This window comes from Bacillus sp. FSL K6-3200, from assembly GCF_038630485.1.
Taxonomy (GTDB): domain Bacteria; phylum Bacillota; class Bacilli; order Bacillales; family Bacillaceae; genus Bacillus; species Bacillus safensis.
This window is the reverse complement of sequence record NZ_CP152032.1, coordinates 3,317,208-3,339,873: the sequence shown is the minus strand read 5'-3', so window position 1 is coordinate 3,339,873 and position 22,666 is coordinate 3,317,208. Positions and strand designations below refer to the sequence as shown.

Annotated in this window: 22 protein-coding genes and 4 pseudogenes; 15 read left to right on the top strand and 11 right to left on the bottom strand. The window is 44.4% G+C overall.

Going from position 1 to position 22,666, the window contains the following annotated elements:
- Positions 1-9: 9 nt before the first annotated feature.
- The 3 genes from MHI60_RS17140 to MHI60_RS17130 all read right to left on the bottom strand — a co-directional run bounded on the left by MHI60_RS17140 (position 10) and on the right by MHI60_RS17130 (position 3,668).
- The gene (locus tag MHI60_RS17140; protein WP_144485405.1) at positions 10-1,152 is read right to left on the bottom strand and encodes an acyl-CoA dehydrogenase family protein; all 1,143 of its coding nucleotides are present in this window, start codon (positions 1,150-1,152) and stop codon (positions 10-12) included.
- 143 nt (positions 1,153-1,295) lie between these two features.
- Positions 1,296-2,837 (bottom strand): family 10 glycosylhydrolase, encoded by a 1,542-nt coding sequence (locus MHI60_RS17135; protein ID WP_144485407.1) that lies wholly within the window; start codon positions 2,835-2,837, stop codon positions 1,296-1,298.
- Between the two features lie 24 nt (positions 2,838-2,861).
- Entirely contained in the window at positions 2,862-3,668 is an 807-nt protein-coding gene (locus MHI60_RS17130) for a tyrosine-protein phosphatase (protein WP_263639691.1), read from the bottom strand.
- Positions 3,669-3,816: 148 nt separating this feature from the next.
- Here MHI60_RS17130 and MHI60_RS17125 point away from each other — a divergent pair, with 148 nt between their 5' ends.
- Positions 3,817-4,581: a DeoR/GlpR family DNA-binding transcription regulator gene (locus MHI60_RS17125; RefSeq protein WP_144485411.1), complete on the top strand. Its 765-nt coding sequence runs from the start codon at positions 3,817-3,819 to the stop codon at positions 4,579-4,581.
- Between the two features lie 17 nt (positions 4,582-4,598).
- Here MHI60_RS17125 and MHI60_RS17120 read toward each other — a convergent pair whose 3' ends face one another.
- A complete protein-coding gene (locus MHI60_RS17120) occupies positions 4,599-5,177 on the bottom strand; it encodes a branched-chain amino acid aminotransferase (protein ID WP_144485413.1) in 579 nt (192 codons plus the stop codon).
- A 122-nt stretch (positions 5,178-5,299) separates the two neighbouring features.
- Here MHI60_RS17120 and MHI60_RS17115 point away from each other — a divergent pair, with 122 nt between their 5' ends.
- From MHI60_RS17115 to MHI60_RS17090, 6 genes are all read left to right on the top strand, one after another.
- A complete protein-coding gene (locus tag MHI60_RS17115; protein WP_095408726.1) occupies positions 5,300-6,433 on the top strand; it encodes a sugar diacid recognition domain-containing protein in 1,134 nt (377 codons plus the stop codon).
- A gap of 78 nt (positions 6,434-6,511) precedes the next feature.
- Positions 6,512-7,921: a glycolate oxidase subunit GlcD gene (glcD, locus tag MHI60_RS17110; protein ID WP_144485415.1), complete on the top strand. Its 1,410-nt coding sequence runs from the start codon at positions 6,512-6,514 to the stop codon at positions 7,919-7,921.
- Positions 7,918-9,261 (top strand): (Fe-S)-binding protein, encoded by a 1,344-nt coding sequence (locus tag MHI60_RS17105; RefSeq protein WP_144485417.1) that lies wholly within the window; start codon positions 7,918-7,920, stop codon positions 9,259-9,261. Before glcD ends, MHI60_RS17105 begins: the two co-directional genes overlap by 4 nt.
- A gap of 72 nt (positions 9,262-9,333) precedes the next feature.
- On the top strand, positions 9,334-10,818 hold the full coding sequence (locus MHI60_RS17100; protein ID WP_144485419.1) for a spore germination protein: 1,485 nt from the start codon (positions 9,334-9,336) through the stop codon (positions 10,816-10,818).
- Positions 10,819-10,830: 12 nt separating this feature from the next.
- Positions 10,831-11,931 carry a GerAB/ArcD/ProY family transporter gene (locus MHI60_RS17095; RefSeq protein ID WP_144485421.1) on the top strand — a complete coding sequence of 367 codons (1,101 nt, stop codon included), beginning with the start codon at positions 10,831-10,833 and terminating at the stop codon, positions 11,929-11,931.
- Positions 11,928-13,028: a Ger(x)C family spore germination protein gene (locus MHI60_RS17090; RefSeq protein WP_144485423.1), complete on the top strand. Its 1,101-nt coding sequence runs from the start codon at positions 11,928-11,930 to the stop codon at positions 13,026-13,028. Before MHI60_RS17095 ends, MHI60_RS17090 begins: the two co-directional genes overlap by 4 nt.
- Positions 13,029-13,034: 6 nt before the next feature.
- Here MHI60_RS17090 and MHI60_RS17085 read toward each other — a convergent pair whose 3' ends face one another.
- The 4 genes from MHI60_RS17085 to MHI60_RS17070 all read right to left on the bottom strand — a co-directional run bounded on the left by MHI60_RS17085 (position 13,035) and on the right by MHI60_RS17070 (position 14,369).
- Entirely contained in the window at positions 13,035-13,271 is a 237-nt protein-coding gene (locus MHI60_RS17085) for a hypothetical protein (protein WP_342502629.1), read from the bottom strand.
- Positions 13,268-13,525: a hypothetical protein gene (locus tag MHI60_RS17080; RefSeq protein WP_342502628.1), complete on the bottom strand. Its 258-nt coding sequence runs from the start codon at positions 13,523-13,525 to the stop codon at positions 13,268-13,270. The genes MHI60_RS17085 and MHI60_RS17080 overlap by 4 nt, the downstream gene beginning before the upstream one ends.
- A 40-nt stretch (positions 13,526-13,565) precedes the next feature.
- Positions 13,566-14,033, bottom strand: a complete 468-nt coding sequence (locus tag MHI60_RS17075) for a hypothetical protein (RefSeq protein WP_342502627.1) — start codon at positions 14,031-14,033, stop codon at positions 13,566-13,568.
- A gap of 105 nt (positions 14,034-14,138) precedes the next feature.
- Positions 14,139-14,369, bottom strand: a complete 231-nt coding sequence (locus MHI60_RS17070; protein WP_039179160.1) for an excisionase family DNA-binding protein — start codon at positions 14,367-14,369, stop codon at positions 14,139-14,141.
- A gap of 167 nt (positions 14,370-14,536) precedes the next feature.
- Between MHI60_RS17070 and MHI60_RS17065 the strand changes: the two genes are divergently transcribed.
- From MHI60_RS17065 to MHI60_RS17055, 3 genes are read left to right on the top strand one after another with little or no spacing between them, the layout of a single operon-like run.
- Positions 14,537-14,944 carry a GtrA family protein gene (locus MHI60_RS17065; protein ID WP_223250988.1) on the top strand — a complete coding sequence of 136 codons (408 nt, stop codon included), beginning with the start codon at positions 14,537-14,539 and terminating at the stop codon, positions 14,942-14,944.
- 4 nt (positions 14,945-14,948) lie between these two features.
- Complete coding sequence (galU, locus tag MHI60_RS17060; protein ID WP_144485425.1) at positions 14,949-15,830, top strand: UTP--glucose-1-phosphate uridylyltransferase GalU; 882 nt, start codon at positions 14,949-14,951, stop codon at positions 15,828-15,830.
- Between the two features lie 53 nt (positions 15,831-15,883).
- Entirely contained in the window at positions 15,884-16,486 is a 603-nt protein-coding gene (locus MHI60_RS17055) for a DedA family protein (RefSeq protein ID WP_111291232.1), read from the top strand.
- Between the two features lie 38 nt (positions 16,487-16,524).
- On the opposite strand, the gene MHI60_RS17050 is transcribed toward MHI60_RS17055, so the two are convergent.
- Positions 16,525-17,346, bottom strand: a complete 822-nt coding sequence (locus tag MHI60_RS17050; protein ID WP_144485427.1) for a uroporphyrinogen-III synthase — start codon at positions 17,344-17,346, stop codon at positions 16,525-16,527.
- Positions 17,347-17,488: 142 nt separating this feature from the next.
- Here MHI60_RS17050 and MHI60_RS17045 point away from each other — a divergent pair, with 142 nt between their 5' ends.
- Positions 17,489-18,109, top strand: coding sequence for a GPR1/FUN34/YaaH family transporter (locus tag MHI60_RS17045; RefSeq protein WP_047203394.1), 621 nt, complete (start codon positions 17,489-17,491; stop codon positions 18,107-18,109).
- 38 nt (positions 18,110-18,147) lie between these two features.
- On the opposite strand, the gene MHI60_RS17040 is transcribed toward MHI60_RS17045, so the two are convergent.
- Positions 18,148-19,167, bottom strand: a complete 1,020-nt coding sequence (locus MHI60_RS17040; RefSeq protein WP_095408734.1) for an LLM class flavin-dependent oxidoreductase — start codon at positions 19,165-19,167, stop codon at positions 18,148-18,150.
- 683 nt (positions 19,168-19,850) lie between these two features.
- On the opposite strand from MHI60_RS17040, the pseudogene MHI60_RS17035 reads away from it, so the two are divergent.
- From MHI60_RS17035 to MHI60_RS17025, 3 pseudogenes are all read left to right on the top strand, one after another.
- Positions 19,851-20,518 (top strand): annotated as a pseudogene (locus tag MHI60_RS17035) (collagen-like protein); the annotation flags it as partial.
- Between the two features lie 179 nt (positions 20,519-20,697).
- A pseudogene (locus MHI60_RS17030) lies at positions 20,698-21,256 on the top strand (hypothetical protein); the annotation flags it as partial.
- A gap of 90 nt (positions 21,257-21,346) precedes the next feature.
- Positions 21,347-21,587, top strand: a pseudogene (locus tag MHI60_RS17025) (collagen-like protein); the annotation flags it as partial.
- On the opposite strand, the gene MHI60_RS17020 reads toward MHI60_RS17025, so the two are convergent.
- The gene (locus tag MHI60_RS17020; RefSeq protein WP_342502626.1) at positions 21,570-21,863 is read right to left on the bottom strand and encodes a hypothetical protein; all 294 of its coding nucleotides are present in this window, start codon (positions 21,861-21,863) and stop codon (positions 21,570-21,572) included. The pseudogene MHI60_RS17025 and the gene MHI60_RS17020 overlap by 18 nt on opposite strands.
- 230 nt (positions 21,864-22,093) lie before the next feature.
- On the opposite strand from MHI60_RS17020, the pseudogene MHI60_RS17015 reads away from it, so the two are divergent.
- Positions 22,094-22,610 (top strand): annotated as a pseudogene (locus MHI60_RS17015) (hypothetical protein); the annotation flags it as partial.
- Between the last annotated feature and the right edge of the window lie 56 nt (positions 22,611-22,666).

Genomic DNA, 22,666 nt, shown 5'->3' with positions numbered 1-22,666 from the left:
ATTATCGAATTACGCTAACAGTTGTCTTGCGATGACTAGACGCTGAATTTCAGAGGTCCCTTCTCCAATTTCCATCAGCTTGGCATCTCTCACAAGCCGTTCTACACCACATTCTTTCATGTAGCCTGTTCCTCCGTGAATTTGGACAGCATCAAGACTTGCTTTTGTCGCCATTTCAGAAGCGAAAAGCTTGGCATAGGCAGCTTCTTTTGTAAACGGCTTGCCGTGATCTTTCAGCCAAGCGGCTTTCCACACCATTTGTCTAGCGAGTTCTATTTGCATCGCCATATCTGCCAGCTTAAACTGAATGGCTTGGAAGGAAGAAAGGGTCTGCCCAAATTGCTTTCTTTCCTTTGCGTAAGAGAGCGAAGCATCTAGTGCAGCTTGTGCGATGCCAACTGATAACGCAGCGATTGAAATGCGCCCCCCGTCTAATGTATATAAAAATTGCTTAAAGCCTTTCGCTGGGTCTCCTAAAATATTCTGGGCTGGTACACGTACACCGTCTAAAATGATTTCTGCTGTATCTGAACCGCGCACGCCCATTTTGTCATATGGATTTGTAATGGTCAGCCCTTTTTGCCCTTTCTCCACAATAAAGGCTGAGATGATTGGGCGGCCGTTTTCATCTTGATCCGAGACAGCAGTGACGATAATGGTTCTGGCAAAATTGGCGTTTGTGATCCAACACTTCTCCCCGCTAATGACATACTCTTGTCCGTCTTTGACTGCTTTTGTTTTTGTTCCTTTTGCATCTGATCCTGCGTTTGGTTCTGTTAATCCGAAGGAACCAAGTGCTGTCCCAGAAGCCAGCGGGACAAGGTGGTCCATCTTTTGCTCCTCTGTACCGAAGTAATAAAGCGGGCTTGCGCCTAAGGAGACGGCTGCGGCATAGCTAAGACCTGTACTGCCACACTGTTTTCCGATTTCTTCTACAGCGAGTGCATACGATATCGTATCTCCTCCTGAGCCGCCGTATTTCTCTGGAAAGGGGATGCCCATAAAGCCGAGCTCCCCCATTTTTTGAAACGTTTTGGCTGGGAATACGGCCTGTTCATCAATCGTTTGAGCGAGTGGTGCAATTTCTGCTTTGGCGAAATCTTTGACCATCTGGCGGATCATTTGTTGTTCTTTCGTTAATTCAAAATCCATCTTGCTTCCCCCTTTGGCTCTTTTCTATCATATTTATTAATCAAGCAGCTGCTTCATGCCAAGCTTGATTGAATTCAGAAAATTAAAACAAAAATAATAGAAAAAAAAGCACGAACGAAGAAAATCTCATTCATGCTTTTTCGTTATTTCACTATTTTTGTAGAAGGCTTGCTTTCGTGATGAAGACGATTAAGAGCCGTAATCTTGTAAGTATCCATTTTCTTTTGATTAACTGGGAGGTCTTTAATCGTTGTTATGGCGCCTTTTTCTTTTCTAACGGTTTGCAGTAATTCATATGTTCCTTTATTTGTTAATCGATAGACTGCATAATAGGATACGGTAGAATGCGGATCATTTTTGATTTGTAAAGCCGCACCATCCGCTGTCTTTTTCACAGATTGAATGATTGGTTTTTTAGGTGCTTTCTGATGAAGCCAAGGCATCTCTGGAATGAGAGCTGGTTTGCGGTATGACTCTTCGATCAATCGATCCTTTACATTCAAAGGGTTGCGATTGAGATCCTTTAGGCTGAAATGCATGCTTCCCTGCACAAGCTGTGACTGCCTGTTCAGCTCAATCTGCCTAAAATATTCTTCCGGGTCAGACCAAGCAGGATCACTGTTTTGATTAATTTTATACGCCGCCTGCCCAATGTACAGGTGAACCGGCTCCCCTTTCACTTCATTTGACCACCATTTCGTCAGCACATCATAAGCGGCTGCTTGAAAGCCGATGCTCCAGTAAATTTGCGGAGTGACATAATCAATATCGTGCTGCTGAATCCACTCTCTTGTATCAGCATACAAATCATCATAGTTGGTCATTCCTGCAGTGGTGTTTGAACCAGTCGGGTCATCTTTTATGTTGCGCCATACTCCGAATGGACTAATACCAAATTTCACATACGGTTTTTCTTTCTTAACGGTGTCATTGATTTGCTTCACCAGCTGATTCACATTATCTCTTCGCCAATCTTCTATATGTGCAAATGCTTTTTTTCCATATGTTTCATACGTTTCTTGATCTGGAAATGGTACACCGGCTATTTTATATGGATAAAAATAATCATCCATATGCACTGCATCAATATCGTATTTTTTCACAACTTCTTCTATACCGCCGATAATGAAGTCCTGAGTTTCAGGAATACCAGGATTGTAATAAAGCTGGTTACCATACGCAATCGTCCAATCAGGATGCTGTCTTGCAGGGTGATCAGCAGACAAACGGCTGAGATCAGTATGATTCATTGTGATTCGGTAAGGGTTAAACCAAGCGTGAAATTCAAGGCCGCGTTTACGAGCTTCTTTGATCATAAACTCAAGCGGATCGTACCCCGGATCTTTCCCTTGTGTTCCAGTTAAATATTCTGACCACGGCCCGTATGCTGAAGGATAAAATGCATCAGCTGTTGGTTTAATTTGCATAATGACGGCATTCATATTCATCGCTTTGATTTCATCTAACAAACGAATAAACTCTTGTTTCTGCTCTGCTACGGGCAGCCCCTTCTTTGAGGGCCAATCTAAGTTATAAACCGATGCAACCCATACCGCGCGCATCTCTCTTGTGCTCTCAAGCTTCCCTTTTGACACTGAACGAGCTGCTAGACTGCTAGAAGGAATGAATAAGAATACAAACATCAACATCAGTGTTAAAACTGTCATACTGATCTTTTTCAGCATGTTTTGCATCACCTCATATTCAGTTTATTCCGCTTTTTGTGAGGGAATGCCAGCAGATGGTGTAAGCAGAATGTTTTTCATTTCATTGAGCTGAAATTCAGGGACTTTGCAGGACTCAATTAAATACCGCTCTGCACTCCCATATGTCTCCAGCATCTCGTGCAGCACATCTTCAAGATAATCTTGCTGCACACCGACAAGCGGCTGAATTTGTTCTTTTGACACCCGGTATAAACTCATTAATCGGACAAATCGTTCCTGTCTTGTAACAAGCATTTGCACGCCTTCGTTAGACCGCATGTATTCACTTAAAACGACAGGCAGCGGTACACCTGCCGCTAACTGAATCAGGGCAGATAAAAAACCTGTACGGTCCTTGCCACTCGTGCAGTGAAGCATCAGCGGGTAATTGTTTTGATCTGAAAGCAGTGTGAACAGCTGCTGAATCTCTTCTTTACGCTCTGTCAGCATGCTCTGATATAAATCTTTCATGATCGGTGTAAATGAGAGAGACTTCCCTTCTGTTACCAGCATACGAAACATGGTCCATTTACTCGGCATCTTACTGTCAGGCTGCATCGGAATATGGACGATTTTGTCGTGTGCCTTGATCTTTGGTGGATGTGATTTACGTTCTGAGGCTGTACGGAGGTCGCAAACGGTTTGAATTCCGAGTGTTGAGAATATCTCGATGTCTTGTTTCGTCAAACGTGATAAGTCTGCGGATCGATAAATCATTCTCTCTTTGATCACCATTCCCTCTGTTGTTTGAAGTCCCCCTACTTCTCTAAAATTCGCAAGCTTTGAAAATGGGTTGTTTGATTGATTCATAGAAGTGAAAGTCCTTTCTGGTTCGTTCTTTTCTCTATCATACGCTTTTATATCAAAGGAGAAAAGAGAATCAATTGACCTAATCCATGTAAGAGAATTTATTGGTATAATGGAAAAAGGACATTCGGATTGATTGGAGATATGAAGCATGATAAAAACGAAACGGATTCAGCAAATCAAAGAGTATGTGTTTGACCGGGAATCTGCCTCACTTGATGAGCTTGTGGCGCATTTTGGTGTCTCAAAAAACACGATACGCCGAGATGTACAGGCGTTGGTCGAGTCCGGCGTGCTCAAAAAAGTGTATGGCGGAGTGGCTGTGAATCACTCAACGTTAGTGGTGTATCAGGAGCGAAAGACACGTCAGCTCAGTAAAAAGCAATTGATTGGTCAGACGGCTGCCGCTTTTGTAGAAAACGGGGATATGATTTTTGTTGATTCTGGTACAACAACGCTTGAGATGCTCCCCTATTTGACTGAGAAACAAGTGACCATTGTGACCAATAATGTGGATTTCATTACACAGGCAATGCCTTATGACAATCTCACCATCTTTTCCACTGGTGGGATGCTGGAAAGAAAAACGAATTCTTTCGTTGGCTATCAAAGTGTAGAGCGCCTAAAAGCTTATAATGTGAATAAAGCCTTTATCGCATCAACTGGTTTATCTATTGATCACGGCGTCACGAATTCGTCCCCCCTTGAAACGGATATAAAAAAATCACTCGTTCAAAAAAGTGCCAAAACGTTTTTATTAGTGGATGATAGCAAATTCGATCATTACGCCTTAACCACGTTTTGTGATTTGCACGAGATTGATGTCGTCGTGACCAATCAGGAGCCAAATGAAGATTATCTTCAATATGGAAAAGAGCATGATGTACGGTTTGTCACGCCTTTATCAAATGAATAGATGGACAAAAAAACGGCTCAGGAATTTGAGCCGTTTTTTGATTCATTGATTTCAAGCTGCATAATCATACGGAATAAAAATCGGTACACGGCCGAGATGACGTCAATGAAAGCCGTATCTTCGTGAATATCCTCAAGCTCAAGAAGCTGTAAATTCACATCAAATAAGCCATCTTGTCCATTAAATTGAAGCTGAGCACCATTTAATGGTGATAGCATGTCCTTTAGAATACCCGTGTCTTTTTTAGGACGTTTTAAACCGAATAACACGGTATACGTTTGAAACACTTCGTCCCATTCAATGGCCAAGCCATCCACTTTCACGACATCAAACCACTTTGATTCGATATAAATAAATTCTTTTTGATGTTTTTTCACATATGTAAGCGGTGTGTTTAGAAATGAGGCGTTTTCTGTTTGAATCATGTCCTCTGATTCCTTGTCTACACGTTCTATATATACATCGCCAAAGCGGGCTTCTTCTTTTATTCTCGACCCTTCTAATGTCCAATTGCGGCGCGCCGCTTCATCATATTCGAAGTCTGTCAGCGCCTGTCCTTCTTTTAATAGTTCTTGTAAGCGATTTAGTAACGACATGGCTATGTCTCCTTTCTTCTTCATGTGCATTCATTATTTTAGCATAACTCATGAAAAGAAAGATATGTCCTAGCATATGATGGTATGATAGTGTCAAAAGAAACATCTCGGAGGGGTACGTTTTGCTCACAATGACACTGGCAGAAAAAATCGTAGACGAGGTTAAAAAGGTGCTGACTGAGGAAATCATCATCGCACAAACAAACGGCACCATCATTGCAGCAACAGATCCAGCGCGCGTTGGACAATTTCATGAAGGAGCGTATCTGACATCTTTTGAAGGACAGAAACGAATTCTCACAAAGGATGACCAGCAGCACATGAAAGGCGTCAAAGCTGGCATCAATCTGCCTATTTATTTTAAGCAAGAGGTCATCGGGGTCATTGGGATGACAGGAGATCCTGTACATGTGTCTCCTTTTGGCGAAATATTAAGAAAAATGACCGAGCTGCTTATTCATGAACATGAATTTTTTCAAGAAACTGAAACGGATGAACGGCAGCTTGAAGCGTTTGTATTCGACTGGCTCCATTTGCCAGAGACAGCAATGGATCTCACTGAAAAAGCGTCGCGGCTTCAGCTTGATATCAACAAGGAGCGCGCGGTTGTCCTGATCGATTGTCAGGATGAATCGTTTATGAAGCAGAATCAATACAAAGAATTGAAGGAAACGCTGCATCTCACTAGTCAGGAGATCATCGTCCGCTGGGGGCATGCCCGCTTTCTGCTTATGCTGCAAACAACAGCAGATCATCGTAAAGCCTTGCAGCAGCGCCTATTTCACATCCATGCCTCTCTTACGGCGCGGAGCGCGCATGGAGTTTTGATTGGAGCGGGAAAACCAGCAGCTGCTCATTTGATGAAGCAATCCTTTCAACAAGCCTTTCGTGCATTAAAATTGGCACATGCTGATACGCCGATTGTATTTGATGAAGATTTAACGCTTGAACTTTTTATGGAGGAAGTGAGTCAGGAAACAAAGGAAGTGTTTCTTGATCGAACGATCGCTCCCCTTCTCCCCTATCCTGAATTAGTGAAAACATTGCGGATACTCATGACATCTGATTGCTCATTGAAATATACGGCAGAAGCGATGCATGTCCATATCAATACACTGCATTACAGGCTAAAACGAATCCAAGATTTAACGACACTTGATCCAAAACGCATGCAAGATGCCATGCTCTTTTATTTAGCCTTCATGCTATTAGATGATGATCCAAAAAAACGAAGCAAACAGCCTGATATTTTGTAGAATCGTCCATAGGCATGAGACGATTCTTTTTTTATACTGAAAGAAACGATACGTCTCATCAATAGGAGTTGAATGCGTATGTTAAATTCTGAATTTTTAAATCAATTAAAAAAGATTGTCGGTGCGTCTTACATGCAGGACAGTAAAGCCGATCGGCTTGCCTACTCTTATGATGCAACACCGAATTTTCAGCATATGCCAGATGTCATTGTAAGCCCGCATACGGCTGAGGAAATCCAGCAAATTGTCCGGCTCTGCGCCTCATACAACATACCGATCGTGCCAAGAGGATCAGGAACGAACCTTTGTGCGGGAACATGTCCCACACAAGGCGGACTTGTGATGCTGTTTACAAGAATGAACCAATTAATAGAAATAGATGAAGAAAACCTGACAGCAACGGTACAGCCTGGTTTGATCACACAGCAACTCATTCATCAAGTAGAGGCGAAAGGCCTCTTCTATCCACCTGATCCTAGCTCTATGAAAATCTCTACATTAGGCGGAAATATTAATGAAAATTCAGGTGGTCTGCGGGGGTTAAAATATGGTGTGACAAGAGATTATGTCCTTGGACTTGAAGTCGTTCTCCCAAACGGTGACATCATCAAAACAGGCGGCAAACTTGCAAAGGACGTAGCCGGATATGATATGACTCGTTTGTTCGTAGGTTCAGAAGGAACGCTCGGGATTGTCACAGAAGCCACGCTGAAGCTTTTGCCGCTTCCAGAAACAAAACAAACGATGCTTTGCTTATATGAAAGCCTAGAGGAAGCCGCCGCTTCAGTGTCGGCGATTATTGCAGAGCGTATCATCCCCGCCACATTAGAATTTATGGATCAGCCGACTCTGGAAGTCGTTGAAGACTTTGCAAAGATCGGTTTGCCGACTGACGTTCAAGCGGTGCTGTTAATCGAACAGGACGGTCATCCTGAGGCAGTTTCCCGAGATATGCAGCGAATCGCAAATGTCTGTCAGCAGTACGGTGCAAAAGAAGTGAATATCGCTCATTCTGAAGAAGAGGCAAATGCACTTTTAACAGCGAGACGATCCGCTTTATCTGCCCTCGCCCGGTTAAGCCCGACGACCATTTTAGAAGATGCCACAGTCCCTAGGTCTGAAATTGCCCGCATGGTAAGGGCGATCGAAGACATTGCGAAGGAGTACAAAGTGAAAATCTGTACATTTGGTCATGCAGGTGATGGGAATTTACATCCTACTTGTGCAGCAGATGCAAGAAATGAAGAAGAAATGAAGCGGGTAGAGGAAGCCTTTCAGGCCATTTTTGAAAAAGCAGTCTCACTTGGCGGTACCATTACGGGTGAACATGGCGTGGGTCTTATGAAAGCCCCTTACTTAGAACTAAAGGTTAAAAAAGAAGGCATTGCCGCAATGAAAGCGATTAAACAAGCGCTTGACCCGGAAAATATCATGAACCCTGATAAAGTGTTTGGAAAAGCCTCAAGAAAGCGGGTGGTGATTTCATGAGTTCCTCTAAACAAACAGAGATTCAGCAAACATTCCAGCAGCAAATGGACGAAAAAGAGCTGCTCAATTGCATGCGCTGCGGCTTCTGCCTCCCTTCCTGCCCTACTTATATTGAATCTGGTCAGCAAGAAACACACTCTCCCCGCGGCCGAATTGCTTTAATGAAGGCGGTGAGAGACGGCGTCATTGAGCCAGATGAAGATGTCGAGCATTCACTGAATCTTTGTCTTGGCTGCCGTGCATGTGAACCGGTCTGCCCTTCCGGCGTCAAATATGGACGTTTACTTGAGGATGCAAGAGACATCATTCAGCAGCACAAAAAACAATCCATCCCTGTCAAACTTGTAAGACGTGTGGTGTTTAAAGGTCTCTTTCCTTCACAAAGCCGAATGCGGAAAGCGGCAGGACTTCTTCGCTTTTATCAAACATCTGGTCTGCAAACGGCTGCCCGCAAAACTGGCATGCTGAAGGTACTTCCACCGCATTTACGGCTGATGGAACAGGCGCTTCCAAAGGTGCCGCCTCAACAGAAAAGCCGTTTGACGGAATACAAAGCACTTGGCCCAGCAAGAAAACGTGTCGCCTTTTTTACTGGCTGTTTAATGGATACCGTTTTTTTCAGCACAAACGAAGCGACCATCCAGCTTTTGCAGCTGGCAGGCTGTGACGTCATCGTCCCTCCTATTCAGACGTGCTGCGGAGCGCTCCATGGCCATAGCGGTGAAAAAGCACAAGCGAAACAGTTAGCAAAGCGGAATATTGAAGCATTTGAAGAGATAGATGCGGATGCCATAGTCATGAATGCGGGCGGTTGTGGCGCTTTTTTAAGTGATTATGATCATTTGCTTTGCGATGATCCGGATTTTCAAAAGCGAAGTAAATCCTTCTCAAAGAAAATCACGGATATATCAGACATTTTAGTGGAACTCGAATTTCACCGCCGCATGCCGCTTGCTTTGCCAGAGCAGGTCATCACCTATCAGGATTCTTGTCATTTGCGGAACGGAATGGGTGTACAGCATGCACCAAGGATGCTGATGAAGGCCATTCAAGGTGTATCATTTAAAGAAATGAAGGATTCGGGCCGTTGCTGCGGCTCAGCTGGCATTTACAACATCTTGCAGCCAAAGATGTCGATGCAAATTTTAGATCATAAAATGACAGAAGCCACTCAAACAAAGGCCGCTGCCATCGTTACGTCTAATCCAGGCTGTCAGCTGCAAATGGCAGCAGGCATCAAACGCTCAGGGCACTCACCGAGCATGCGCGCCGTCCATTTAGCTGATTTATTATTAGAAGCCATTCAATATGGGAAAAAAGCGTCCAGCCCAACGAGCTGAACGCTTTTTTTATGCATATCTTCAGACAATTGGTTAGATAATAGAGGCAAATCACGGAAGGAGCTGGTTCAAATGCTGAAGAAAAACAAACAACAAAAGGACCCGAATTCAGTATTTGAAGCATTGTCACGTTCTGCTGATTTTACAAATGAGCTGTCTCGAAATGGAGATTTCCTGTATAGGATTTCCTTTTTTCGTTCGTTGATTAATGGACATCTTCTACATGAACAAATACTCCCCTCCCTCAAACAACTGCCCCTGACACCCACTCTTGAAGAGCTGAAAGAACGAATTCCCATTGAGCAGGCTGTGATCACGAGCGATCTTCAAAAAGTGGAACAAGCCCTTCACCGGGGCAGTATTGCCATTAGACTTGAGACAGACTGGGGCAAAACGCTTCTTTTGCCGATTGAAGAAAAGAAAGGCAGACAAGTAGGTCCGCCTGAGATTGAATTTGGCATTATCAGTGCACAGGAAGCATTTGTGGAGGTTTTAGATACCAATTTAAATTTGGTCAGGCGGCGGCTGCCGACGCCTAACCTGAAAGTTGAGGAAAAGACGGTTGGTACGCTCTCTCAAACAAAAGTTGCCGTGCTATATATTGAAGATATCGCCAACCCGGAGAACATCGAAACGGTTCTTCAGCGAATTGAGGACGTTGATTATGATCAGATTTTAGATGCGAATTACCTCGCTCAAATGCTTTATGATGTATCCAATACGATCTTTCCGTTGTTTTTGAATACAGAAAGACCCGACCGCGTGTCTTCAGGCTTATCAGAAGGGAAAATTGCCATATTAGTGGATGGTTCGCCTCATGTCTTGCTTGCCCCGACTATTTTACTTGAGTATTTTTCCACTATGGAAGACTACAATATGTCATGGATTGCGGCTTCTTGCTTTAGGCTGTTACGCATATTTGCTGTGATATTTTCCATTTTTGCGACACCTTTATATGTAGCCGTTTTAACCTTTCATTATGAGCTGATCCCAAAGGATTTATTAGAAACGATTGTGTCCTCGCGCTATCTTGTGCCATTTCCTCCGATCATTGAAGCACTATTTTTAGAGATTTCGATTGAATTATTAAGAGAAGCAGGTTCAAGGCTCCCGGCTAAAGTCGGTCAGACGCTCGGAATTGTTGGAGGGATTGTCATTGGACAGGCTGCTGTAGCAGCAGGTTTAACGAGCAATATTTTACTCATTATTGTGGCCCTGTCTGCTCTCGCCTCATTTGTCACGCCTATATACAAAATGGGCAGTGCCATTCGGCTGCTGAGATTTCCATTTCTACTTGCAGCACAGATTTGGGGCGCATTAGGCATTGCCGTGATGGGAGCTTTTCTGCTCACCCATTTAATGAAATTAACTTCAATTGGCCGGCCGTATTTAGAGCCTATTTTTCCAATGCGCCTTGCTGATTTAAAGGGCAGTTTGATTCGTCCTCAGCTCCGTTTTTTGAACAAAAGGCCGGAAAATTTACGTCCGCAAAATGAAACCATCCACCGCTCTAAGCCGAAGCAAGGCCGCAAGGGGAAAAATGATTTTTATGAATAAGGAAGTGAAGGCATGAGCTCTTCTTCTGTCAAAGAGAAATTTCAAGTATCCCCTTATTTTGTGTTTTTTCTCATCAATGCCAATCAAGTCGGTGTCGGCATTTTAAACTTTCAAACAAACCTTGTTCGTTCTATCAATAATGATGGATGGATCGCTATTTTGATTTCTGGCATGAGCGTCAATGTGATGATCTTTCTCATGTACTTGATGTTTAAAAAGGCACCTTCGGATGAATTTGGTGAAATTACGCAATATGTATTTGGCAAATGGATTGGGCAATTATTCAACATTCTTTATATCTTATATTTTGCTTCTTTGTCGCTGACCGTCATCATCCATTATATGGATGTAATCCATGTATGGCTGTTTAAAGAAATTCCTGGTCTTTTGTTTGCATCTGTACTGCTGCTGCTTGTGTATTACATTCATACCGGCGGCTTTAGAACCATTGCTGGGTGGGCATTTTTTAGCATTGTACTGACGTATTGGATGACGTTTATTTGTTTTTATGCCATGAAATATAGTCACATTCGTTTCATGTTCCCAATGTTTGATCATACATTTTCGCAAATGCTTGTGGGAATCAAAGATGCATCCTTATCCATGTTTGGTTTTGGCACGCTGCTTGTCTATTATCCCTTTATTAAACAAGCTCAGACATCTCAAAAATTTGCTCACATGGGGGCATTATTTACGACATGCTTAAACTTACTCACTTTTCTCGTCTCTATAGCGTATTACTCAAGTGCTCAGCTCAAATTAACAAAATGGCCGACGCTAACGTTAACAAGCATTGTGAAGCTTCCGTTTATCCAGCGCTTTGAATTTATTGAAGTGTCTCTTTGGCTGCTTCTGATCATTCCAAACATTACGATTCCATTATGGGCTGCGAGCCGAATGGCAAAACAAGTGCTTCATACGAGCCAGCGCGTCACGTTCATCGGGCTCAGCATCCTCATTCTGATCATGTTTTCGTTTTTTGCCAGTGCAACTTCTTTTGAAACCTTTAATCAATGGGTGGAATTTAGCGGATACATTCTGATCTATGGATTAATTGTCTGTATGGTCATTACACTGATGCTGAAAAAAAGGAGGGTGAAAAAACGAGCATGAAACGTTATATACTCTCGGGTCTCATGTTGTGTAGTCTTTTGTTAACCAGCTGTGCAGAGCCCCGCCTTTTAGATGAATTAAATATCTCTCAGGCGGCAGGATTTGATTTAGTGGAAGATGGAGAAATGAAGGGCTTCTTTGTCTTCCCTGTCTTTAAAAGTCAAGAGCAAGGAAGTTATCAAATATTAAGCGCAAGGTCAAACACCATTAGTAATATTCAGTTTCTCGTGTCAGAAGAGTCACCTTTCCCAGTAGTCATGGGCCAGGTGCTCGTTATTTTAGTCAGTGAAAAGTTAGCAAAAGAAGTCGGCATGATCGATTTAATGAACTACATTTATCGTGATCCTATCATTGGTTCACGCCAAGTGTTTGCCATTGTAGGCGGAGAAGTTGAAGAGTTATTATACACAAAAATGAATCAAACGAACTTAAATATAGGTGTATATCTCTCTGATCTGCTGGCCCAAAATATGCGAAATGGCAATGAACCTGTCACCAATCAGCATATTTTTATGAATCAGATGCTGGCAAAAGGGGTCGATGCATATCTCCCCTACATCAAGAAAACAAGTAATGGCATCAAGATCACAGGAGTCGCTCTGTTTGATCATGAAAAAATGGTCGGTCATATCCCCGGAAAAGACACGTTCACATTTAAAGCGATGATTGAAAACCATAAGAATGGCATCTACGAGTTTCAATTGGCTGATCATGCAAAGACCCATGTCGTCATTGAAAATATCAAATCCCGTGTTTCTTACCGAATCAAACCAACGCAAAACCTAACAAAGAAGCCTCGTATCATGATTGATATCAAACTGAAAGGTGAATTAAAAGAATTCATGAAGTCCAAAAAAATTGATAAACCATCTATATTGGACCATGTTGAAAAAGAAGTTGAAAAACGTGTCACAAAGCAAGGACAAGACCTTGTTCAATCCTTTAAAAAGCAAAACATAGACCCGCTTGGACTGGGCCTTAGGTATAGAGCAAAAGACAAAGCAGTAACACCAGAAAAATGGAAAAGCATTTATCCTGATGCAGATGTACAAGTTAAATGCCACATGAAGATTGTTCAAACCGGAGTCAGCCAATAAAAAGGCTTATTCAAATATGTCTTGCTTGTTCTCCAAGATGTTGGACACTTTCATTTTCACTCGTGGAACCTGATCTTTTTGATTAACATCATGTAAAATCTTATCTACTTCATTTTTATCAGTTTTAAGGATTTTAGGTGAATATTGTTCCACTAGGGCCGGCCTATTCCCTTTTGCACAGTTAGCCATTGTATCTAGTGCAATTAAGCAGAAAGGTCTTCCTTTGTTCAGCCATGATTTCATTCTCTCCCAGGTTGGGCAGCTGACGGCTGCCAGCCTTCCCCACTGATCGTGAAAATGGGTGCAATTGCCTCCATCCAATCCAATATTTTGTTAGAACGGAAACGGTGCAGGCAAATAAAAGCCTCTAGCGGCCATTCTTTTTCACTGATCGATTTCAATTTTTCTAATATATGATGTAATCCCTCATCTTCTGGCAAACTGCTGGCTGCTGCCCATGAAAGTGGATAAAGGAATTCTTCGTCCGTCTGATCCAAAAGTTCCCTCACCCATTCAGCGGCAAATATATCTAGAACATCAGCCGCGATTTCTAATCATTCGTGATTTCACTTCGGTATGCTCCGTTTCATTAAATCTACTTTTAATAGAAGCCAAGATTTTTTGCTGATCGTGCTGTTTCAGAGCGTCGATGACATCATCCTCAAGAAACCACCTAGTGATTGAAAAGTCTAATAAAGACTCCAAATCATGCCTAACGGCTTGTAATGTTGGTGCTTTCTCGCTTTTGGTGATGATGACTTCCTCCTCTAATTGAAAAGCCTGTCCGTCCTCTCCATAAAAATCATCGTGCAGTAAAAATTGTTTAGGAGAATGGAGAACAGCTAGGTTATACCATTCAATAGGCCGTAATGAATCGGTGAGTAGTCTTTCGTGGCATTTCTGGCATAATTGAAAAGGCTGTTTCGGTTCATCAGACCCTTCTACAACATTCATTTCGTTTTTTTGACAGGCTTCATATAAAGTAGTTGTCCCCTTTATTTTCACTTGCTTTTACTGCTAATGAATGGTCATTCTGCTTCTTTCAAATAGAGATTATTCTATCTATCACCCACGGCCATTAATCCATGTTGAATCAATTGAAAAGATATTCTAATCCTCATCCTTTACATCGGGGTCTTCTGGAATCGGTTCATTTAAGATCTCTTGGACGAGCTCTTTATATTGTTCGAGCTGCTTTAAATGCGTTTGAAACTGCCCTTGATAAATGAGATAAGATTCCCCGTCAAAGACGTAACGGATCTTTTTTTGCTGGATTAATTTTTCAATATACGCTTCTGATACTTCCAAGTATTCAGCTGTTTCTGCGATTGTTAAATACATGTATGTGCACCACCGTTCGTTTCATCTTACAAATTATATCACGAGCTGGTGAAAAAACAGATATCGCTTGTTCATGTTTATTTCATCTTTTCTTCACTGATTCGTCAACTCGCTTTTGTACAGTATTCATACACCCACTCAAACACTAGGAGGTGATGATCCTTCGCATGGCAAAGAAAAATATTCGGACCTATGCCGCATTTTTAACTGTAGGCGCTAGCAATACGATGATTGACTTTCTGTTCTTCTTTTTTTTAACTGCTTGCTTTGTTCCCTCTTTTCTTGCACAGTGCTTGTCCTATACCGCAGGAATGCTGAACAGTTATGTTTGGAATCGAAAATGGACGTTCCAAGTGAAAAAGAAAGCTGACAAGTGGGAATGGATCAAGTGGGCCACAGTCAACGGCGCAGCGTGCCTCCTCACCTATGTTGTCTTATATGTCATGCAGAAAGCAGGTTTCTCATTATTCATTAGTAAAGCGATTGGTACCCTTCTTGGCATGATGATCACTTTTACTGGAAGCCGCCTATGGGTTTTTCCATCAGAAAATAAACCATCAGAAATGGAGCGATGATTCAATGAATATCAAAAAAGCCGTTATACCAGCAGCCGGATTAGGCACACGTTTTTTACCCGCAACGAAAGCACAGCCAAAGGAAATGCTGCCTATTATCGACAAACCCGCCATTCAATACATAGTTGAGGAGGCTGTTCAATCAGGCATTGAAGATATACTAATTATCACAGGAAGAAATAAAAAATCGATTGAAGATCACTTTGACCGTTCGATTGAGCTAGAACTCACGTTGCTTGAAAAAGGAAAAAATGAACAGCTGGCTGAAATCAAACATATTGCGGATATGGCCAATATTCATTATATTCGTCAAAAGGAGCCCTTAGGTCTTGGACATGCGGTATTATGTGCACGTCATTTTACTGGCAATGATCCTTTTGCGGTCCTTTTAGGTGATGATGTCATGGTGTCAGAAAGACCTGCACTCACTCAGCTCATGGAAGTCTTTGAAGACAAACAAAGAGAGGTCATTGGCGTCCAGCAAGTGGATCGTCTAGATGTCAGTAAGTATGGTATGATAAGACCAGCTAGAGTAGACGTTCAAGTGTTTGAAGTCACAGACTTAGTGGAAAAGCCAGCTATTCATGAAGCTCCTTCCGATTTAGCCGTGATGGGCAGGTATCTGTTAACACCATCGATTTTTCCTATTCTACAAGGAATCGAGAGAGGTGCTGGGAACGAAATTCAGCTGACAGATGCGCTGAAAATCATTGCACATGAATCACCCATTTATGCAAAACAATTAGATGGGATGAGATTTGACGTTGGTGATAAGCTGGGCTCATTTAAGGCAGCGGCTGAAATTGGATTAATGCGTCATGATATGCGGCCAGCCATGCTAGCATATATGCAAAGCATACTCATGAGAGAAGCAAAACAAGCATAGGCTCTTATAAGGATGCTTGAAGAAAATTCGTATTTAAAGGCAGAGTGAAATGAATGGGAACCTTTTTTAATGAAATTTTAACCTGGCTGACAAGCCTTGGTTATGTAGGTGTTGCACTTGGACTGATGATTGAAATTATTCCAAGTGAAATTGTACTTGCCTACGGCGGATATATGGTGTCAACAGGAAGCATTGGATTTGTTGGAGCCGTCATCGCTGGGGTTATTGGAGGAACACTTGCCCAGTGTTTTATTTACTGGATCGGCCTTTACGGCGGCAGACCTTTTTTAACAAAGTACGGGAAGTATTTATTCATCCATGAACATCATATCGCGACTGCAGAGCGCTGGTTTGACCGGTATGGAACCGGTGTAGTGTTTACCGCACGCTTTATCCCTGTTGTCCGCCATGCCATCTCGATTCCAGCGGGTATTGCCAAGATGCCTTTTTTGAAATTTGTTTTCTTGACAGGGTTAGCTGCCATTCCTTGGTCCATCTTATTTATTTATCTTGGCATGCAGCTTGGGACAAAATGGGATCATATTCAAAGTGTTGCTCATGCTTATACAACCCCTATTATGGTCATTGCCATCGTCCTGATTGTTCTCTACTTTGTACTCAAAAAAATTCGGACGAATCGAAAACGGACAATCTAACAAAAACGCCTTTCACTGATCTGGTGAAAGGCGTTTTTTTATAAGTGTGCTGATTGTTTTTCCATATATCGGGATAGCTCTATTATCATTGCACCCATTCTCTCAAGTGACGGGGCAAGAATTCGGTCTATTCCCTCTTCTTTTAAAGCTTCAGCAGTGACTTTCCCGACAGCTACCGCCAGTACGTCCTGCTCGAATAATGCTTGCAATTCTTCTTTTCTGCCCCAATCTGCGGCTAGTTTGAAAAAGGCGTGAACCTGGACAGCGGTTGTAAAACAGACAGCATGAACTTGTCCATCTTTCATTTCTTGAAGAAGCGTTTCAGCAGCCTCTGGTTCAGGTGGTGTGTGCTGATATGGTAAAAGCGGCAAAACATCTGCCCCCTTGTCATGTAAAAACTGAATGAGAGCTGGTGCATTTTCACCATGGAGCTGCACCATCACGCGTTTTCCTTGAAATTCCTTGTCTTCAAGCTTTGAAATTAAGTCACGAACCGTTCCGTCTTCATCAGAGACCTTTGGCTGAATTCCGCGTTTTTTCAACGCAGCAAAGGTTTTGTACCCTCTTGAAGCAATATGGGCATTTGATAGAATGTTCATAAATTCTTTACCAAGCTGCAGCTCTTCTGCACTCTCAATCAATGTTTCTGTACCGATGCCTGTTGTCAAGATCACCCAGTCGGCCCCTTGTTTCACAAAGGTCTCTATGCCTGGCTTTAATTCCTCTTTGGCTAAAAATACGGTTCCTTGAAGAGAGCGAATAACGGCTTGTCCTCCTTGCTTTTCGACAAGTATACGCATTTCTTCTGTTTTTCTCGTTCCACAAATAGCAATCGTTTTTCCAGATAAGCCTTTACTCATTTTATCCCTCTTTTTCTATCACATTTGATATGTATTAAATATAGATTTATTTGGAAGACGATGCAAGTGTCTACTAAAAAAGAGCTTGACGTTTCTATCGAATTCGAGTATCTTTTGTAAGTGCAAATTGTAGGAGGTCATTATGGAAAAACAGAATGTTCAAGCAATTCGATTATCAATTGCAGACCCAACACCACTTGGTTTGTTTGGTTTAGCAATGGTGACGCTCGTTGCGTCCTCACAAAAACTAGGAATCACAGATGGCACTTCCCTTATTTTACCTTGGGCTATCTTCCTTGGAGGAATCGCGCAGCTGATCGCGTCCATACAAGATTCAAAGCATCATAATATTTTTGGAGCCACTGCCTTTGGCGCATTCGGTCTTTTCTGGATGGGCGTTGGAACGACTTGGCTCATTCAAGCCGGCGTTTTTGGGAAAACGCTTGCGGGAGCAGCAGATCCAAAACAGCTAGGTTTTGCGTTTGTTGGTTATTTGATTTTCAGCTTGTTTATGACGATTGGTGCAATGGAAACACATAAAGTGTTATTTTTGATTTTCGTCTTTATTGATTTCTTATTCATTGGTCTTTCCCTTAGCACTTTTGGTGTGATGTACGATGTGACTCATACCATGGCAGGTATTGCAGAATTGATCATTTCCCTGCTTTCATTTTATGGTTCTGCAGCTGTTGTCCTTAATACACATTTTGGTCGTATTGTTCTGCCAATCGGACAACCATTTCGCATTTTTACAAAAGCATAAATAAAAAAGAACTGCTCTGTGCAGTTCTTTTTTTATGTTTATTTTTCTTGTGCCTCTTGAAAGATCTCTCCGATGATTTCATACGATCGCATTCTTTCTTGATGATCAAACATATCCGAATTAATCATTAATTCATCTGCTTGAGTAGCTTCAACAAAGGCTTCTAATTCTTTTTTCACCTTTTCTTTATCCCCGATCATGGTTGAACTTAATTGTTCATCCACCATCGCCTTTTCATATGGGCTCCAAAGACCGTCCATGCTGTCGACAGGCGCCTTCAGTTTTCCTGGTGTGTTGCGAATGAGACTTAAAAAGCGCTGATAATGAGAGGTTGCCAAATATTCAGCCCGCTCTGTTTGATCTGCAGCAAAAACCGTCACACCGACCATGGCATAAGGCTCTTTTAACACATCAGAAGGTCTAAACGACTGTCTGTACAACTCTAACGCGGGAATTGTATTTTTAGGTGAGAAATGTGCTGCAAAGGCAAATGGCAATCCAAGTTCTCCTGCAAGTCTGGCGCTAAAACCACTTGAACCAAGGAGCCAAATTGGAATGTCCAGACCTTCTCCTGGGACAGCTCTTACATGTTTTTTCACCTGACCGGTCGGCTTGAAATATTGACGAAGTTCTTCAAGCTGCTCTGGGAAATCTTCTCCGTTATGAAGATTACGTCTAAGCGCTCTTGCTGTTAACTGATCTGTCCCTGGTGCTCTACCAAGACCTAAATCAATTCTCCCCGGATACAATGTTTCAAGTGTGCCAAATTGTTCAGCAATGACAAGTGAAGAGTGGTTTGGCAGCATAATCCCACCAGACCCTACTCGAATTTTTTCGGTTCCTCCCGCAATATATCCTATTAAAACGGACGTTGCAGAGCTCGCAACCCCTTCCATGTTATGGTGTTCTGCCAGCCAGTATCTATGATAGCCCCACTTCTCCGCCTTCTTTGCTAAATCCATACTACGCTCAAAAGATTCTTTAATGGTACCTCCTTCTGTCACAGAGGATAAATTTAAAACGGAATAGGCTTTGCCGTGTAAAACTGATTGACTCATAAATGATGTCCCCATTTCTGTCAAAAATCATACTATTTTATACTTTCAACACCATAACACAAATCCATGAAAGATTTAAATGATTTGATTCGATGATTTTCGAAATGATGATTTTCTAGGTTTTACTTCCAATTTGTAAATTTGCACATAGAATGAAATATCAATTTTAGGAGATGGGCAATTTGTACAATCAATTCGATCACAAATGTCCCTTTTGCGGTAAATACCATGAACAGCCTCATTACAAAAGATCACGTCATGACCGTCCTCGAAAAAGAGACTGTCCATTCATTAAACAAGAATACTCAAAACAAAATATATCTCAAGAGAATCAACCTTGCCACATTGCAAAAGGAATAAAACAATCAAAACCAAATCAAAGAGCTGGACCAAGAGGCCCGGCAGGCCCGGCAGGCCCAGCCGGTCCCCCTGGACCAACCGGAGCTACTGGACCTGCTGGCGGGTTAACCGGCGCCCTCCCTTTTGAGCCCTCACAATCACAAGATTACGATGCAGGGCAAGTGGTCACGTTTAATGGCAGTACTTACATTGCCAATGTTGACGATCCATCAGGAATACCTGGACTCTCCCCCGACTATACCCTTTTAGCTGCTTCTGGAGAAACTGGTCCTACGGGTCCTACTGGGATCGGATTAAGTGGTATTGAAGCCTATGATCCTGTTATGGCACCAACATATTCAGTAGGTCAAGTGGTCACTTATGGTGGTGGTACGTATATTGTGGATTCTGCACCACCTTCAGGTACGCCAGATACGTCGCCAGATTACACACTTTTAGCAGCACCAGGTGAAACTGGATCAACTGGACCTACCGGGGCTACAGGGATCACTGGAGCTACCGGACCTACGGGTGCAACGGGGATCACTGGATCAACTGGTCCTACTTGTGCCACTGGGATCACCGGATTAACCGGACCTACGGGTGCAACGGGGATCACTGGACCAACAGGTCCTACCGGCGCTACAGGGATCACTGGGTCAACTGGAGATACGGGTCCACGGGTAGCACTGGACCAACAGGTCCTACCGGCGCTACAGGGATCACTGGGTCAACTGGAGATACGGGTCTGCACGGGTAGCACTGGACCAACAGGTCCTACCGGCGCTACAGGGATTACCGGAGCTACTGGACCTACCGGTGCAACTGGTATCACTGGAGCTACCGGACCTACAGGCGCTACAGGTATCACTGGAGCTACCGGACCTACAGGCGCTACAGGCAGCACTGGGTCAACTGGTGATACGGGTGCTACAGGCAGCACTGGATCAACTGGTCCTACTGGTCTGCCACGGGGATTACTGGGTCAACCGGACCTACTGGTGCTACGGGGATCACTGGGTCAACTGGTCCTACTGGTCCACTGGGATCACCGGATTAACCGGACCTACAGGCGCTACAGGGATTACTGGATCAACTGGTGATACGGGTGCCACTGGGATCACCGGATTAACCGGACCCACCGGTGCGACGGGGATCACTGGATCAACTGGAGATACGGGCGCTACAGGGATCACTGGGTCAACTGGTGATACGGGTCTGCACGGGTAGCACTGGACCAACAGGTCCTACCGGCGCTACAGGGATTACCGGAGCTACTGGACCTACCGGTGCAACTGGTATCACTGGAGCTACCGGACCTACAGGCGCTACAGGGATCACTGGGTCAACCGGACCTACCGGGGCTACAGGCAGCACTGGGTCAACTGGTGATACGGGCGCTACAGGGATCACTGGTTGCACAGGTCCTACCGGCGCTACAGGGATCACTGGAGCTACCGGACCTACCGGTGCAACGGGGATCACTGGAGCTACCGGACCTACAGGCGCTACAGGGATCACTGGATCAACTGGAGATACGGGCGCTACAGGGATTACTGGGTCAACTGGACCTACGGCCGCCACAGGGATCACTGGATCAACTGGTGATACAGGTGCTACAGGGATTACTGGAGCTACCGGACCTACCGGGGCTACAGGTAGCACTGGATCAACCGGACCTACCGGGGCTACAGGGATTACTGGAGCTACCGGACCTACCGGGGCTACAGGTAGCACTGGATCAACCGGACCTACCGGGGCTACAGGGATTACTGGGTCAACTGGACCTACGGGCGCTACAGGGATTACTGGATCAACTGGACCTATCGGGGCTACAGGGATTACTGGATCAACTGGTCCTACTGGTCTACGGGATTACTGGGTCAACCGGACCTACGGGTGCTACGGGGATCACTGGGTCAACCGGACCTACGGGTGCTACAGGGATTACTGGGTCAACTGGAGATACGGGTGCCACGGGTAGTACTGGACCAACAGGTCCTACTGGTGCTACGGGGATTACTGGGTCAACCGGACCTACTGGTGCTACAGGGATTACTGGGTCAACTGGTGATACGGGTCTGCACGGGTAGCACTGGACCAACAGGTCCTACCGGCGCTACAGGGATTACCGGAGCTACTGGAGCTACCGGACCTACAGGCGCTACAGGTATCACTGGAGCTACCGGACCTACCGGGGCTACAGGCAGCACTGGATCAACTGGTCCTACTGGTGCCACTGGGATCACCGGATTAACCGGACCTACTGGTGCTACGGGGATCACTGGACCAACAGGTCCTACCGGGGCTACAGGGATCACTGGGTCAACTGGTGATACGGGTGCTACAGGCAGCACTGGATCAACTGGTCCTACTGGTCATTACTGGGTCAACCGGACCTACGGGTGCTACGGGGATCACTGGGTCAACTGGAGATACGGGTGCTACAGGAATTACCGGATCAACTGGACCTACCGGGGCTACAGGGATTACTGGGTCAACTGGACCTACGGGCGCTACAGGGATCACTGGACCAACAGGTCCTACCGGCGCTACAGGGATCACTGGGTCAACTGGTCCTACCGGCCTGCCAGGGATCACCGGATTAACCGGACCTACCGGGGCTACAGGGATTACTGGATCAACTGGACCTACCGGGGCTACAGGGATCACTGGAGCTACCGGACCTACGGGTGCAACGGGGATCACTGGATCAACTGGTCCTCCTACTGGTGCCACTGGGATCACCGGATTAACCGGACCTACGGGTGCAACGGGGATCACTGGACCAACAGGTCCTACCGGCGCTACAGGGATCACTGGGTCAACTGGAGATACGGGTCGCCACGGGTAGCACTGGACCAACAGGTCCTACCGGCGCTACAGGGATTACCGGAGCTACTGGACCTACCGGTGCAACTGGTATCACTGGAGCTACCGGACCTACAGGCGCTACAGGCAGCACTGGAGCTACCGGACCTACAGGCGCTACAGGCAGCACTGGGTCAACTGGTGATACGGGTGCTACAGGCAGCACTGGATCAACTGGTCCTACTGGTCTTACTGGGATTACTGGGTCAACCGGACCTACTGGTGCTACGGGGATCACTGGGTCAACTGGTCCTACTGGTCTACTGGGATCACCGGATTAACCGGACCT